11 protein-coding genes are annotated in these 15,353 nt (G+C 71.2%); 3 read left to right on the plus strand and 8 right to left on the minus strand.

What is annotated here, in order from left to right; translation table 11 throughout:
- Nucleotides 1-168 precede the first annotated feature (168 nt).
- The gene (gene dop / locus ACZ5GH_RS07570) at nucleotides 169-1,680 is read right to left on the minus strand and encodes a depupylase/deamidase Dop (RefSeq protein ID WP_387759866.1); all 1,512 of its coding nucleotides are present in this window, start codon (nucleotides 1,678-1,680) and stop codon (nucleotides 169-171) included.
- Nucleotides 1,681-1,908: 228 nt separating this feature from the next.
- Entirely contained in the window at nucleotides 1,909-3,675 is a 1,767-nt protein-coding gene (gene arc, locus ACZ5GH_RS07575; RefSeq protein WP_387759865.1) for a proteasome ATPase, read from the minus strand.
- Nucleotides 3,676-3,961: 286 nt separating this feature from the next.
- On the opposite strand from arc, the gene ACZ5GH_RS07580 reads away from it, so the two are divergent.
- The gene (locus ACZ5GH_RS07580; RefSeq protein ID WP_387759863.1) at nucleotides 3,962-4,264 is read left to right on the plus strand and encodes a ferredoxin; all 303 of its coding nucleotides are present in this window, start codon (nucleotides 3,962-3,964) and stop codon (nucleotides 4,262-4,264) included.
- Between the two features lie 8 nt (nucleotides 4,265-4,272).
- Here the strand turns inward: ACZ5GH_RS07580 and ACZ5GH_RS07585 are convergent, their stop codons facing one another.
- The 3 genes from ACZ5GH_RS07585 to ACZ5GH_RS07595 all read right to left on the minus strand — a co-directional run bounded on the left by ACZ5GH_RS07585 (nucleotide 4,273) and on the right by ACZ5GH_RS07595 (nucleotide 7,246).
- A complete protein-coding gene (locus tag ACZ5GH_RS07585) occupies nucleotides 4,273-4,887 on the minus strand; it encodes a hypothetical protein (RefSeq protein WP_387759861.1) in 615 nt (204 codons plus the stop codon).
- Nucleotides 4,888-5,015: 128 nt separating this feature from the next.
- A complete protein-coding gene (locus ACZ5GH_RS07590; protein WP_387759860.1) occupies nucleotides 5,016-5,975 on the minus strand; it encodes a tRNA (adenine-N1)-methyltransferase in 960 nt (319 codons plus the stop codon).
- 59 nt (nucleotides 5,976-6,034) lie between these two features.
- A complete protein-coding gene (locus tag ACZ5GH_RS07595) occupies nucleotides 6,035-7,246 on the minus strand; it encodes a site-2 protease family protein (RefSeq protein WP_387759859.1) in 1,212 nt (403 codons plus the stop codon).
- 166 nt (nucleotides 7,247-7,412) lie between these two features.
- Here ACZ5GH_RS07595 and ACZ5GH_RS07600 point away from each other — a divergent pair, with 166 nt between their 5' ends.
- Both ACZ5GH_RS07600 and ACZ5GH_RS07605 read left to right on the plus strand, forming a co-directional pair.
- Nucleotides 7,413-8,315 carry a RecB family exonuclease gene (locus tag ACZ5GH_RS07600; protein WP_387759858.1) on the plus strand — a complete coding sequence of 301 codons (903 nt, stop codon included), beginning with the start codon at nucleotides 7,413-7,415 and terminating at the stop codon, nucleotides 8,313-8,315.
- On the plus strand, nucleotides 8,316-8,987 hold the full coding sequence (locus ACZ5GH_RS07605; protein ID WP_188299078.1) for a response regulator: 672 nt from the start codon (nucleotides 8,316-8,318) through the stop codon (nucleotides 8,985-8,987).
- 96 nt (nucleotides 8,988-9,083) lie between these two features.
- Here ACZ5GH_RS07605 and ACZ5GH_RS07610 read toward each other — a convergent pair whose 3' ends face one another.
- From ACZ5GH_RS07610 to metH, 3 genes are all read right to left on the minus strand, one after another.
- On the minus strand, nucleotides 9,084-10,688 hold the full coding sequence (locus tag ACZ5GH_RS07610) for an ABC transporter substrate-binding protein (protein WP_387759857.1): 1,605 nt from the start codon (nucleotides 10,686-10,688) through the stop codon (nucleotides 9,084-9,086).
- 221 nt (nucleotides 10,689-10,909) lie between these two features.
- Entirely contained in the window at nucleotides 10,910-11,614 is a 705-nt protein-coding gene (locus ACZ5GH_RS07615) for an HAD family hydrolase (protein WP_387759856.1), read from the minus strand.
- Between the two features lie 139 nt (nucleotides 11,615-11,753).
- The gene (gene metH / locus ACZ5GH_RS07620) at nucleotides 11,754-15,266 is read right to left on the minus strand and encodes a methionine synthase (RefSeq protein ID WP_387759855.1); all 3,513 of its coding nucleotides are present in this window, start codon (nucleotides 15,264-15,266) and stop codon (nucleotides 11,754-11,756) included.
- Between the last annotated feature and the right edge of the window lie 87 nt (nucleotides 15,267-15,353).

The following is a 15,353-nucleotide window of genomic DNA, read 5'->3' on the forward strand; positions in this document are numbered from 1 at the left end:
CACCCCGCTCGATTCGTCTGGCACGGTTCGGTCGCTGCTCGCTGCAACGACCCTATACACAGGGTGCGACTGCCGCTCCCGGTTTGCCGGTGGCGCTTCCTGTCCAACACCCGCTGCCACCCCGGATGATTCCCATTCGGCGGACGTTCACCCGTGGTGATCGAAAAGTTACCCGCCGGACAGCACCCGGAGCAGGTCCTCGGCCGTGCGGCAGCGGTCCAGCAGCGCCTTGACGTGGTTGCGGGTGCCGCGCAGCGGTTCCAGGGTGGGCACCCGCTGCAACGAGTCCCGGCCCGGCAGGTCGAAGATCACCGAGTCCCAGGAGGCCGCCGCGACGTGCTCCGCGTACTGCTCCAGGCAGCGCCCGCGGAAGTACGCCCGGGTGTCCTCCGGCGGCTTGGAGACGGCCCGCTCGACCTCGTCCTCGGTGAGCAGTCGCTCGAACCGCCCGCGGGCCACCAGGCGGTTGTAGAGCCCCTTCTCGGGCCGTACGTCGCTGTACTGGAGGTCGACCAGGTGCAGCCGCGGGTTGTCCCACTCCAGGGCGTCCCGGCTGCGGTAGCCCTCCAGGATCTCCCGCTTGGCGACCCAGTCCAGCTGCCGGGAGAGCGACATCGGGTCGCGCTCCAGCCGCCCCAGGACGTCCTCCCAGCGCGTCAGCACGTCCACCGTCTGCTCGTCCGCGTCGGTGCCGAAGCGGTCCTCGACGTACTTGCGGGCCAGCTCGAAGTACTCCAGCTGGAGCTGGACGGCGGTGAGCCGGCGCCCGTTGCGCAGGGTGATCAGGTGCTTGAGGGTCGGGTCGTGGGAGACCCGGTGCAGGGTGCGCACCGGCTGGTCGACGGCGAGGTCCGCGGCGATGAACGAGTCCTCGATCATCGACAGGACCAGCGAGGTGGTCCCCAGCTTGAGGTAGGTGGAGATCTCGGAGAGGTTGGCGTCCCCGATGATCACGTGCAGCCGGCGGTACTTCTCGGCGTCCGCGTGCGGCTCGTCGCGGGTGTTGATGATCGGGCGCTTGAGCGTCGTCTCCAGGCCGACCTCGACCTCGAAGTAGTCCGCCCGCTGGCTGAGCTGGAAGCCGTGCGCCGAGCCGTCCTGGCCGATGCCGACCCGGCCGGCGCCGGTGACCACCTGGCGGGAGACGAAGAACGGGGTGAGGTGGCGGACGATGTCGGCGAACGGTGTCGCCCGCTTCATCAGGTAGTTCTCGTGGGTGCCGTAGGAGGCGCCCTTGTTGTCGGTGTTGTTCTTGTACAGGTGGATGTTCTGCCCGTTGGGCAGCTCCAGCGCGCGTTGCGCGGCGGCGGCCATGATCCGCTCGCCGGCCTTGTCCCAGAGCACCGCGTCGCGGGGGTTGGTCACCTCGGGCGAGCTGTACTCGGGGTGCGCGTGGTCCACGTAGAACCGGGCCCCGTTGGTGAGGATGACGTTGGCGAGGCCGATGTCCTCGTCGGTCAGCTGGCTGGCGTCCGCGACCTCGCGGGCCAGGTCGAACCCCCGTGCGTCGCGCAGCGGATTCTCCTCCTCGAAGTCCCAGCGGGCCCGCCGTGCCCGGTGCATCGCCGCCGCGTACGCGTTGACGATCTGGGACGAGGTGAGCATGGCGTTGGCGTTGGGGTGCCCCGGCACGGAGATCCCGTACTCGGTCTCGATGCCCATCACTCGCCGTACGGTCATGCGGCCCTCCTTGCCCGGTGCACCGCCCCCGACGGGCGGCGCACTCTGACGTACCGCCGAACAACACCGACGCCGGGCCTCTGCCCGCGGACGGTGGGTCGAGCCTAGAACCCGGCGCCGAGCGGCGGGCCCGGAGACGCGCCGTCCGGCTGCGGGGCCGCGAGGCGCCACAGCCGGACGGGGTGCGTACAGCTCCGGGGACCGCTGCCGGCCCGGACAACCGCGTGCTTACAGGTACTGCCCCGTGTTGGCGACAGTGTCGATGGAGCGGCCGGACTCGGCGCCCTGCTTGCCGGTGACCAGCGTGCGGATGAAGACGATCCGCTCGCCCTTCTTGCCGGAGATGCGGGCCCAGTCGTCCGGGTTGGTGGTGTTCGGGAGGTCCTCGTTCTCCTTGAACTCGTCCACGCAGGCGGCGAGCAGGTGGGAGACGCGCAGACCGCGCTGACCGTGGTCGAGGAAGTCCTTGATGGCCATCTTCTTCGCGCGGTCGACGATGTTCTGGATCATCGCGCCGGAGTTGAAGTCCTTGAAGTACAGGACCTCCTTGTCACCGTTGGCGTAGGTGACCTCCAGGAAGCGGTTCTCCTCGGTCTCGGAGTACATCCGCTCCACCACCGACTGGATCATCGCCGCCACCGTCGCCTCGACGGAGCCGTCGTGCTCCTTGAGGTCGTCCGGGTGGAACGGCAGCGAGTCCTTGAGGTACTTGGAGAAGATGTCCTTCGCGGCCTCGGCGTCCGGGCGCTCGATCTTGATCTTGACGTCCAGGCGGCCGGGCCGCAGGATCGCCGGGTCGATCATGTCCTCGCGGTTCGAGGCGCCGATGACGATGACGTTCTCCAGCCCCTCCACGCCGTCGATCTCGGCGAGCAGCTGCGGGACGATGGTGTTCTCCACGTCCGAGCTGACGCCGGAACCGCGGGTGCGGAACAGCGACTCCATCTCGTCGAAGAAGACGATGACGGGCGTGCCCTCGCTCGCCTTCTCCCGGGCCCGCTGGAAGACCAGGCGGATCTGCCGCTCGGTCTCGCCCACGTACTTGTTGAGCAGCTCGGGGCCCTTGATGTTGAGGAAGTAGCTCTTCCCCTGGGGGCGGCCGGTGACCTCGGCGACCTTCTTGGCCAGCGAGTTGGCGACCGCCTTGGCGATCAGCGTCTTGCCGCAGCCGGGCGGGCCGTAGAGCAGCACGCCCTTGGGCGGGCGCAGCTCGTACTCCTTGAAGAGGTCGGCGTGCAGGTAGGGCAGCTCGACCGCGTCGCGGATCTGCTCGATCTGGTTGCTCAGGCCGCCGATCTGCCGGTAGTCGATGTCCGGGACCTCCTCGAGGACCAGCTCCTCGACCTCGGACTTCGGCACGACCTCGAACACGTAGCCGGAGCGGGGCTCCAGCAGCAGGGCGTCGCCCGCCCGGATGGTCAGCCCGCGCAGCGGCTCGGCGAGGCGCACCACGCGCTCCTCGTCGGTATGCCCCAGGACCAGGGCGCGCTCGCCGTCCTCCAGGAGTTCCTTGAGGGTGACGATCTCGCCGATGTTCTCGAAGGCCATCGCGTCCACGATGTTGAGGGCCTCGTTGAGCATCACTTCCTGGCCGCGCCGCACCTCGTCGAGGGCGACGTTGGGGCTGACGTTCACGCGGAGCTTCCGCCCGCCGGTGAAGATGTCCGCGGTGCCGTCCTCGTTCGCGTCGAGGAAGGTGCCGAAGCCGGCCGGGGGCTGTGCCAGCCGGTCCACTTCCTCCTTGAGGGCCACGATCTGGTCGCGGGCCTCACGCAGGGTGGAGGCGAGCCGGTCGTTCTGGGCGGTCACGCCCGCCAGGTTGGTCTGGAGCTCGACGATCCGCTCTTCGAGGATCCTCGAATTGCGCGGCGAGTCGGCGAGCTTGCGGCGCAACACGGCGATTTCCTGCTCAAGGTACGAGACCTGAGCGGCCTCGTCGGAACCACGAGCGGGCCTGCCGGTGCTGCGGTTGTAGTCGTCATCGTGGGCTGCCACGGTCCTCACCTCCTCCGGGGAGCTGGACGCTTCCAGACCCTACCTGGGACCAGGGGTCCGTAAACCCCTAGATCAAGAAAGATGGAACGGGCGTGTCCGATCTTCGCCCCAGCGTGCTTCCCCTCTGCTAACTGGGATACCCACCGCGCACCGCCCAAAGCGGGCCAGATGTATCGTCGACCGAAGCGATATCCGATCGCGACCACGAGTCTGGGTCCGATCGTTGTACGAATGGCGGGATTGCTCCAGGAATAGGGGCGACCCGGGACAGAAACGGCAGGGGACCATGTCGGTGACCGAGCAGACGGCGGCGGCCGAGGCGCTGGAGGTGTGGATCGACCAGGATCTGTGCACCGGCGACGGCATCTGCGCGCAGTACGCACCCGAGGTCTTCGAACTCGACATCGACGGGCTGGCCTACGTGAAGGGGCCGGACGACGAGCTGCGCCAGCAGCCCGGGGAGACCGCCCCGGTGCCGCTGACGATCCTTCAGGACGTGGTGGACTCGGCGAAGGAGTGCCCCGGCGACTGCATCCACGTGCGCCGGGTCGCCGACCGGGTCGAGGTGTACGGGCCGGACGCGCAGTAGCCGGTCCGTCACACGGCGGAGACCGGGGCGGCGGTCTGGGAGAGGTCCCAGCCGCCGCCCTTGCGCGTCCAGGTGAGGTCGAGTGAGATGTCGGGCCGGAACCGCGGCACGTCCTCGCTGGAATACCCCTGGGCGTGGCCGGTGATGGCGCCGTCCGAACGCACCGCTATCCGGCTCACGGTGAGGTTCTCGCGCTCGGCGAGCAGGGTGGCCACGACCTCCGGGCGCTCTCCCGGGCCGAAGCCGAGCAGGAAGACGGCGTCCGGCGGGGTGCCGGTCTCGGTGGCGCAGTGCGCGGCCACCACCGTGCCGGGGCGCCCGTCGCCGAGCCGGGCGGGCACGCTGAGCGCCGTCTTCACCGGGAACGGGCCGCAGTCCAGAGGAAGTTGGGCCCGGGCCGGATCGGGGGCCGCGGTCGCGGCGAGGGCCTGGGGGGTGCCGTGCGCGGGGACCGGGGTGCCGGTGGCCGGGGAGGCGGCCAGAGCGGCCCCCACCACCGCGCCGCAGCCGGCCAGGGCGACGGCCCAGTGCCAGGGGGCGGTGCGCGCGCGCCCGGGTCCGGAGCGGCCCCGCGGTCCGTGCTGTCCAGCCGTCGCCGTCGTCGTCCCGACCGCGGTCTCCACCAGGCGTCCCCTCCAGAGCTCCAAGCGCCAAGGCGTGAGCGAGCATCGTCCCACACGGCGTCCACGGCCGAAGAGGAAGGGGTGGTACGAGCAGAGCGCTCGTACCACCCCTTCCGTGGGTCCGGGGCTCAGCCCAGGTCGGGCTGGTCCGCCTCCGTGGCGCGGGCGGCCTTGCGGGCGGCGGCGCGCTCCTGGAGGGAGGGCTCGGGGGAGCCGTTGTCGTAGTCCTCGCCGTACGCGCCCTTGGCCGGACGGCGGCGGCGCAGCGGCGGCTCCACGCCGTCCGCCAGGCGGCGGGCGGTGAGCAGGAAGCCGGTGTGGCCGATCATCCGGTGGTCCGGGCGGACCGCCAGGCCCTCCAGGTGCCAGGTGCGGACCATGGTCTCCCAGGCCTGCGGCTCGGTGAAGGTGCCGTGGTCGCGCAGCGCCTCGACGGTCTTCGACATCTGCGTGGTGGTGGCCACGTAGCAGCAGATGAGGCCGCCGGGGACGAGCGCCCGGGAGGCGACGTCCAGGCACTCCCAGGGAGCCAGCATGTCGAGGATGACGCGGTCGACGTCGGTCTCGACCAGGTTGTCCTGGAGGTCGCCGACGGTCAGCTTCCACGCCGGGTGCGGGCCGCCGAAGTAGCGCTCGACGTTCCCCCGGGCGATGTCGGCGAAGTCCTGCCGGCGCTCGTAGGAGGCCAGCATGCCCTGCTCGCCCACGGCGCGCAGCAGGTACGTGCTGAGCGCGCCCGAGCCGACACCGGCCTCGACCACGCGGGCGCCCGCGAAGATGTCGGCCATCGCCAGGATCTGCCCCGCGTCCTTGGGGTAGATCACGGCGGCGCCGCGCGGCATGGACAGGACGTAGTCGGGGAGCAGGGGGCGCAGCGCGAGGTACGGGACGTTACCCGTGGTGCGCACGACCGTGCCTTCGGGGGCGCCGATCAGCTCGTCGTGGGGGAACGCACCCTTGTGGGTGTGGAACTGGTTCCCGGCCTGGAGCGTGAACGTGTAGTGGCGACCCTTGGGGTCGGTCAGCTGGACCTGGTCCCCGACCTGGAAGGGCCCGCGTCGGCGGGCGGCACCGGTCGGTTCGGACATGCGGCCAATCCTAAGGGAAGCGGACCGGCCCGCCGGACGCGGGTGATCGTCGGCGGCGGTCAGCGGCCGGTGACGGCGGCGGTGAGCCGCTGTTCGATGTCGCTGAGCGAGGCGACGCCGTACACCCGGCCGTCCGGCTCGACGACCAGGTACTCCCCCGCCGGGGTGGTCTGGACGGCCCGCAGCAGGTCCTCGCCGCCGAGGTCGGCGCTCAGCCGCAGCCCGGGTTCCAGGTCCCGGGCGAGCGGGCCGACGGCCACCCAGGGGCGGCGGTGCTCGGGCACCGACCGGACCGCGGACTCCCGTACGAGGGCGATCGGCTCGCCCCGGCCGTCCACCACGATCACCGCGCCGGCCTGGGCCTCGCGGGCCCGGCGCAGCGCCTCGCCGAGCGGGGTGTCGGCGGTGACCTCGACGGCCCGCCGGGCCAGCTCGCGCAGCCGCAAGCCGGGCAGCACCGCCTTGAGCCGGGCGTTGCGCAGGCTGCCGGTGGCGCCGTTCCAGATGATCGCGGCGAGCACCGCGGCCAGCACCGCGTCCACCAGGGTGTCGGTGGTGGTGCGCTCGACGCCGCGGGCGGCGCTCAGCAGCGGCAGGCCGACCAGCACGGCGACGGCCAGCCCGCGGCCGACCCAGGCGGCGGCCACCGTGCCGGTCATCGGCTTGCCGCTGACCGCCCAGACGACCGCGCGCAGCATCCGCCCGCCGTCCAGCGGCAGGCCCGGCAGCAGGTTGAAGGCGGCGACCACCAGGTTGGAGACCATCAGGCCGGTGAGCAGCACCCCGGGCACGGTGGACAGCTCCACCGCCCGCACCGCGAGGTAGAACACGCCGCCGAGCAGCAGCGAGAGCAGCGGGCCGACGAAGGCCAGCCAGAACTCCCGCCAGGGGGTCTCCGCCTCGTTCTCGATCTCGGAGACGCCCCCGAAGAACTGGAGCTGGATCCGCCGCACCCCGAGCCGGTAGCGCAGCGCGACCAGGGTGTGGGCGAGCTCGTGCACCAGGACGGAGGCGTAGAAGGCGACCGCGAAGAGGAACGCGACCAGGTAGCGGGCACCGCCGAGGTCGGGCAGCACCTCGCCAAGCTGCCCGCCGAACACCCAGGTGATCAGCGCGGCGATGACGAACCAGGAGGGGGTGACGTAGACGGGCACACCGAAGGGGCGGCCCATCAGGATGCCGCCGCGGCGCTCGGGCGGCGGCGCGGCCGGACGCCCGTCTTCCGCCTGCGGTGGCCGGTCGGAGGGCTGCTGCCCCCTGCTGTCGCTCACCGTGATCCCTTCGGTCGTCTCCCCCGTCGTGCCCGGTGCGCCCACGCTACGTGATCGCGGCCGTCCGGCGCTGCGCGGCCCTCCTCCCGGTTTCATACCCACACGGCCGCGCCTGTGGCAGCACCGTGGCAGCGGGATGACAGCGAAGGGCAATAGGGTCGTAGCCATGCACACCGAGACCAGCAGTGCCGCCGCGCGCCCGGCGGCACCCCCGACCGGCCTCTCGCCGTCCCGAGCGGGGGACTTCCTCACCTGTCCCCTGCTGTACCGGCTGCGGGTGATCGACCGGCTGCCCGAGCCGCCGAGCTCGGCGGCGACCCGGGGCACGCTGGTGCACGCCGTGCTGGAGCGGCTGTTCGACAGCCCGGCGGCCGAGCGGACGCCGGAGCGGGCGCTGGGCCTGCTGCGCCCGCAGTGGGAGCGGCTGCTGGGCGAGCGCCCGGAGCTGGCCTCGCTGTTCCCGGAGGACCCGGACGGCGCGGCGCTGACCCGCTGGCTGGCGGACGCCGAGAAGCTGGTCGGCCAGTGGTTCCGGCTGGAGGACCCGACCCGGCTGCACCCGGTGGAGCGGGAGCTCTACGTGGAGACGGCCCTGGAGTCGGGGCTGCTGCTGCGCGGCTACATCGACCGGGTGGACGTCGCCCCGACCGGTGAGGTCCGGCTGGTGGACTACAAGACCGGCCGGGCGCCCTCGCGGGACTTCGAGGGCAAGGCGATGTTCCAGATGAAGTTCTACGCGCTGGTGGTGTGGCGCTGGAAGGGCGTGATTCCCAAGCGCCTCCAGCTGGTCTACCTCGGCGGGGGCGGGGACGTGGTCAGCTACGACCCGGACGAGGCGGACCTGCTCGCCGTGGAGCGCAAGCTCCAGGCACTGTGGGAGCGGATCGGCCTGGCGGTGGCCACCGGGGACTTCCCGGCCACCCGCAACCGCCTCTGCGACTGGTGCGACCACCAGGCCAGCTGCCCGGAGTTCGGCGGCACCCCGCCGCCGTACCCGCTGCCGGTGCCGCCGGCCCGTACGTCGGATGAGAGTGATCCCACGGGGGATCCGATGAGCAAGGAGTCCTAGGTGACGATCCGAGTGCTGCTGGTCGACGACCAGCCGCTGCTGCGCACCGGTTTCCGGATGATCCTGGAAGCCGAGTCCGACCTCGTGGTGGTCGGGGAGGCCGGCGACGGCCAGCAGGCGCTGGACCAGGTGCGGGCGCTGCAGCCCGACGTGGTGCTGATGGACATCCGGATGCCCAGGATGGACGGCGTCGAGGCGACCCGCCGGATCGCCGGCCCGGGGCGGGACGGCCCGGCCAAGGTGCTGGTGCTGACCACCTTCGACCTGGACGAGTACGTGGTGGAGGCGCTGCGCGCGGGCGCCAGCGGCTTCCTGCTGAAGGACGTCCCGGCCGAGGAGCTGGTGCAGGCGATCCGGGTGGTCGCGGACGGCGCGGCGATGCTGGCGCCGAGCATCACCCGCCGGCTGCTGGACATGTACGCCACCAAGCTGCCCTCGGGCGACGAGGCGCCGCCGCAGGCGCTGAGCGCGCTGACCGAGCGGGAGCTGGAGGTGCTGAAGCTGGTGGCGCGCGGGCTGTCGAACGCGGAGATCGCGGCCGAGCTGTTCGTCAGCGAGACCACCGTCAAGACGCACGTGGGCCATGTGCTGACCAAGCTCCAGCTGCGCGACCGGGTCCAGGCGGCCGTGTACGCCTACGAGAGCGGGCTGGTGCGCCCGGGCGCCCTGTAGGCCCGTGGCGGCCCCGCGGGGCCGCCGGAACACGACGGCGGCCCGTCCGCTCCCCCGTACCGACGGGGAAGCGGGCGGGCCGCCGTGCTGCGGGCGCTACTTGTTGGTCCGGCTGATCTCCCAGAAGCGGAAGTAGCCGGTGGTGTCGACGGTGGACTCGACGCCGGTGACGTACGAGCGGGCCGCGAAGAAGGACTTGTTCTGGTACAGCGGGACCAGCGGCACGTTCTCGGCCTCGATCTGCTGGATCTGCGCGTAGGTGGCGGCCGCGGCGCTGCGGTCGGTCTGCTTGAGGCCGTCCGGCACCAGCTTGCCGCTGATCCGCGGGTCGTCCCAACCGTGGTGGTAGGCACCGCCGTTGACCAGCAGCGGGGCGAGGTAGTTGTCCGGGTCCGGGTAGTCGGCGAACCAGCCGATGACGTACGCCTGGTACTTGCTCTCGGCCCAGCCCTTGCGGTACGAGTCCCAGTCCGGCTCCTGGGCGAGCGTCACCTGGAAGAGGCCGCCGGTCTCCAGCTGCTTCTTCAGCGTCTCGGCCTCGTTGCTGCCGGCCCGCGAACGGGACCAGGTGAGGGTGAACTTGACCGGGGTCTGGACCTTGGCGTCGGTCAGGATCTTCTTGGCCTTGTTGACGTCCTGGTCGCCGTAGCGGTCGAAGAAGGCCGTGCTGTGGCCGGGCAGCCCGGCCGGGACCATGGAGTAGAGCGCCTGGACGGTGCGGGCGAAGACGTCGCGGGCCAGCGCCTTGCGGTCCATCATCTGGGCGATGGCCTGGCGGACGGCGACGTTGCTCATCAGCGGGTCCTTGGTGTTGAGGACCAGCGAACGGGTGTCGTTGCTGTCGCCCTCGGTCACCTGGAGGTCGGTCTTGCCGCCCTGCTGGTCGGAGCGGACCTGGGCGGCGGTGTTCGGCTCCAGGCTGTTGTCGGTGAGGTCGACCTCGCTCCGGTCCAGCGCGGCCTTCAGGTCCTCCGACTTGTCGAAGTACCGGACGGTGAACTTGTTGTTCCGCAGCTTGGCCTCGCCGCCGTACTTGTCGTTGGCCGACAGCACGACCTTGCCCAGCTGCTTGCCGCCGTTCAGGTTCTCGACCGAGTCGATGCGGTACGGGCCGGAGCCGATCAGCTTGTCGTTGGCGACGAGCTTGTCGGCGGGGTAGGCCTGGTGGTCCACGATGGCGCCGGCCGGGGTCGCCAGCTTCGCCGGCAGGGTGGCGTCGGGCGCGGAGAGGTGGAAGAGCACCTCGTTGTCGCCCTTGGCCTCGACGGACTTGATCGAGTCGAGCAGTTCGACCGGGCCGTTCGGGTCGTTGATCTTCTTGGTGCGCTCGATCGAGTAGACCACGTCCTGGGCGGTCATCGGGTGACCGTTGGAGAACTTCAGGCCGGGCTTCAGGGTGCAGTGGTACTCGGTGGCCTCGGCGCTGGTGAACTCGCAGGACTGCGCGGCGTCCGGGGAGGGCGAGCTGGCCGCGGCCTGGAAGGTGAGCAGCGACTGGAAGGTGTTGCGCAGCAACAGCCAGGATCCGGAGTCGTAGGCGGCGGCCGGGTCCAGGACACCGGTCAGCTGGCTGGTGCCCATGGTGATGGACTTGCCGCTGTCCCCCTTGACCACGTCGGTCACCGATCCGCAGCCCGCCACCGACACGGCGACCAGGCCGGCGCAACCGAGTACTGCCAGGCGTTCAGCTGAAGTCTTCACGAGGCGCGTCCTTCTGGGTGGCACGAACTGGAGTAGCGTGCCACATCGAACACGCACGACCGGTACCCGTGCAGATGACGTTTGGGACACGGTGGTTCAGGGCATCACGGCACGCCCGACGAGTTGTCAGCCAATGCCCGTTTTCTCCCCCGACGGCTTCGTCCCGGAGGCCCGCGAGGTCGCTTACCGGCCAGTAAGGCCGGGTCGCAATGAGACGACAATCACACTCGCGAGGTGACCAGGGAGCGCAACAGGTCGAGGTCGACCCGCTCCAGCGAGGGCAGCACCAGCCGCCCCGGAGCCGGCTCGATCGCCGCCACCGAGGGCACCGCGATCACCGGGCAGCCGGCCGCCTCGCCCGCCCGCACCCCGGTCGGGGTGTCCTCGATCACCACGCAGCGGGCCGGGTCCGCCCCCAGCCGCCGGGCCGCCTCCAGGTACGGGTCCGGGAACGGCTTGGTGCGCGGCACCTCGTCCCCGCCGATGGTGAAGGCGAAGTGGTGGGCGCCCAGCGAGCGCAGCACGATGTCGATCACGTGCCGGTGCGAGGCGGACACCATGGCGGCCGGGATGCCGTGCGCGGCAAGGGTGTTGAGCAGCCGTTCGGCGCCCGGCATGAGCGGCACCCCGCCTGCCAGCAGGTCGACGAAGCGCTGGTTGACCAGCACGCCGAGGTCGGCCGGCGCGATGTCCGCCCCGGTCCGGGCGACCAGGTAGTCCATCACCCTGGCCATCGGGCCGCCGACCACGTGGGCGCGGTCCGCCTCGTCCAGCTCGTGGCCCAGCTCGGCGAAGAGCGAGGCCTCGGCCTGCCACCAGAAGTCCTCGGTGTCCACCAGCGTCCCGTCCATGTCCAGCAGCACCGCCTGGAGCCCGCGGTCGTCCCCGTGGTCGAGGATGCGCGCGGAGGTGGGGCTGGTCGTCATGGCAGGTGTCCTTCCGGCAGGCCCGGGGCGTTCCGGGGAAGGCACGGGCCGGCCCGCTGGTGAGCGGACCGGCCCGTTCAGGATCATCCAGGATACGCCCGCTTCGCCCGGAAGGAGCGAACGCGGCACGAACCGGGCGTTACCGGGCGTTGAAGTACTTCGCCTCGGGGTGGTGGATCACGATCGCGTCGGTGGACTGCTCCGGGTGCAGCTGGAACTCCTCGGAGAGCACCACGCCGATCCGCTCCGGCTTCAGCAGCTCGGCGATCTTGGCGCGGTCCTCCAGCTCGGGGCAGGCCCCGTAGCCGAGCGAGAAGCGGGCGCCGCGGTACTTGAGCGCGAACATGTCCTTGACGTCCTGCGGGTCCTCGCCGGAGAAGCCCAGCTCGTAGCGGACCCGCGCGTGCCAGAACTCGGCCAGCGCCTCGGCCAGCTGCACCGACAGGCCGTGCAGCTCCAGGTAGTCCCGGTAGGAGTTGCCGGCGAACAGCTCGTTGGCCGCCTCCGAGATCCGGTTGCCCATGGTGACCACCTGGAGGCCGACGACGTCCCGCACCCCGGACTCCTCCGGGCGGAAGAAGTCGGCCAGGCAGAGCCGGCGCCCGCGCCGCTGGCGCGGGAAGGTGAAGCGGGTGCGCTCGGTGCCGTCCTCGTGGAAGACGATCAGGTCGTCGCCCTTGGAGTTGGCCGGGTAGTAGCCGTAGACCACGGCCGCCTCCAGCCAGCCCTCGGTCTGCAGCCGGTCCAGCCAGGCCCGCAGCCGCGGCCGGCCCTCGGTCTCCACCAGCTCCTCGTACGAGGGGCCGTCGCCGGTGCGGGAGGCCTTCAGGCCCCACTGCCCCTTGAACAGCGCGTCCTCGTCCAGCCAGGAGGCGTAGTCGGCGAACGGGATGCCCTTGACGATCCGGTCGCCCCAGAACGGCGGGGTCGGCACGGTGTTGTCGACCGCGACGTCGGAGCGGATCTGGCCGAGGTTGACCTCGGGCTCCGGCTCCTCCACCTCGACCCGGGCGTGCCGGCGCTGCTTGAGCTCCGGCAGGGCCGCGCCGGGCACGCCGCGCTTGACCGCGATCAGCGCGTCCATCAGCCGCAGGCCCTCGAAGGCGTCCCGGGCGTAGCGGACCTCGCCCTCGTAGATCTCGTGCAGGTCCTGCTCGACGTAGGCCCGGGTGAGCGCGGCGCCGCCGAGGATCACCGGGTAGCTCGCGGCCAGCTTGCGTTGGTTCAGCTCCTCCAGGTTCTCCTTCATGATCACGGTGGACTTCACCAGCAGCCCGGACATCCCGATGACGTCCGCGTTGTGCTCCTGCGCGGCGTCCAGGATCGCCGAGACCGGCTGCTTGATGCCCAGGTTGACCACGTTGTAGCCGTTGTTGGACAGGATGATGTCGACCAGGTTCTTGCCGATGTCGTGGACGTCGCCCTTGACGGTGGCCAGCACGATGGTGCCCTTGCCCTCGCTGTCGGACTTCTCCATGTGCGGCTCCAGGTGGGCCACCGCGGTCTTCATCACCTCGGCGGACTGGAGCACGAACGGCAGCTGCATCTGGCCCGAGCCGAACAGCTCGCCGACCACCTTCATGCCGGCCAGCAGGGTGTCGTTGATGATCTCCAGCGCCGGGCGCCCGGCCAGCGCCTCGTCCAGGTCGGCCTCCAGGCCGTTCCGCTCGCCGTCGATGATCCGGCGCTGCAGCCGCTCCTCCAGCGGGAGCGCGGCCAGCTCCTCGGCCTTGGAGGCCTTGACCGAGGCGGCGGAGACGCCCTCGAACAGCTCCAGGAGGCGCTGCAGCGGGTCGTAGCCGTCCCGGCGGCGGTCGTAGACCAGGTCGAGCGCGGCCTCGCGCTGGTCCTCCGGGATCCGGGAGATCGGCAGGATCTTGGAGGCGTGCACGATCGCCGAGTCCAGGCCGGCCTCCACGCACTCGTGCAGGAAGACCGAGTTGAGCACCACCCGGGCGGCCGGGTTGAGGCCGAAGGAGATGTTCGACAGGCCGAGCGTGGTCTGCACCCCGGGGTGGCGGCGCTTGAGCTCGCGGATCGCCTCGATGGTCTCGATGCCGTCCCGGCGGGACTCCTCCTGGCCGGTGGCCAGGGTGAAGGTGAGGCAGTCGACCAGGATCGAGCCCTCGTCGATGCCGTAGTCGGTGGTGAGTTCGGCGATCAGCCGCTCGGCGATCGCGACCTTCGCCTCGGCGGTGCGGGCCTGGCCCTGCTCGTCGATGGTCAGCGCGATCAGGCCGGCGCCGTGCTCGCGGGCCAGCGAGGCGATCCGGCCGAAGCGCGAGTCGGGGGCGTTGCCGTCCTCGTAGTTGACCGAGTTGAGCACCGCGCGGCCGCCGAGCGCCTCCAGGCCGGCCCGCAGCACGGGCGGCTCGGTGGAGTCCAGCACGATCGGCAGGGTGGAGGCGGTGGCCAGTCGGCCGGCGATCTCCTTCATGTCGGCGACGCCGTCGCGGCCGACGTAGTCCACGCAGAGGTCCAGCAGGTGGGAGCCGTCCCGGATCTGGTCGCGGGCGATCTCCACGCAGGCCTGCCAGTCGCCGGCCAGCATCGACTCGCGGAACTTCTTGGAGCCGTTGGCGTTGGTGCGCTCGCCGATCGCCAGGTAGGAGGTGTCCTGGCGGAACGGCACCGCCTGGTACAGCGAGGCCGCCGAGGGCTCCGGCCGCGGGTCGCGCGGGGCGATCGGACGGCCCTGGACCCGCTCGACCACCTGGCGCAGGTGCTCGGGGGTGGTGCCGCAGCAGCCGCCGACCAGCGAGAGGCCGTACTCGCGGGTGAACACGTCGTGGGCGTCGGCCAGTTCGGCCGGGGAGAGCGGGTAGTGGGCGCCGTCCTTGCCGAGCACCGGCAGGCCCGCGTTCGGCATGCAGGACAGGCCGATCCGGGCGTTCTTGGCCAGGTAGCGCAGGTGCTCGCTCATCTCGGCCGGGCCGGTGGCGCAGTTGAGGCCGATGTAGTCCACGCCCAGCGGCTCCAGCGCGGTGAGCGCGGCGCCGATCTCGGAGCCGAGCAGCATGGTGCCGGTGGTCTCCACCGTCACCTGCACCAGCACCGGCAGGTCGAGCCCGGCCTCGGCCAGGGCCCGCTTGGAGCCCAGGATGGCGGCCTTGGTCTGCAGCAGGTCCTGGCTGGTCTCCACCAGCAGCGCGTCGGCACCGCCGGCGATCAGCCCGGCCGCGTTCTGCTGGAAGCCGTCGCGCAGCGTCGCGTACGGGGCGTGGCCGAGGGTCGGCAGCTTGGTGCCGGGGCCGATCGAGCCCAGCACCCAGCGGACGCGGCCGTCGGCGGCGGTGTGGGCGTCGGCCGTCTCGCGGGCGATCCGGGCGCCGGACTCGGACAGCTCGAAGATCCGCTCGGAGATCTCGTACTCGCCCAGCGCGCTGAAGTTGGCGCCGAAGGTGTTGGTCTCCACGCAGTCCACGCCCACCCCGAAGTAGGCCTCGTGGACGGACCGGACGATGTCCGGGCGGGTGATGTTGAGGACCTCGTTGCAGCCTTCGAGGTTCTGGAAGTCCTCCAGCGTCGGGTCCTGCGCCTGGAGCATGGTGCCCATGGCACCGTCGGCGACCACCACCCGGGTGGCGAGCGCTTCACGCAACGCGTTCGCGCGGCTCTGCTGAGTGATGGACGGGGTGGCTGCTGTGGCCATGGGGCTTCTCCCTGGTGCGACGGCTGTCGGCTTTGCGCACCCGCTTGGTCGGGCGCGCACGTGGCCAGGGTATCCGGCCCACCGGTC

It is taken from the genome of Kitasatospora sp. Xyl93 (assembly GCF_055383135.1).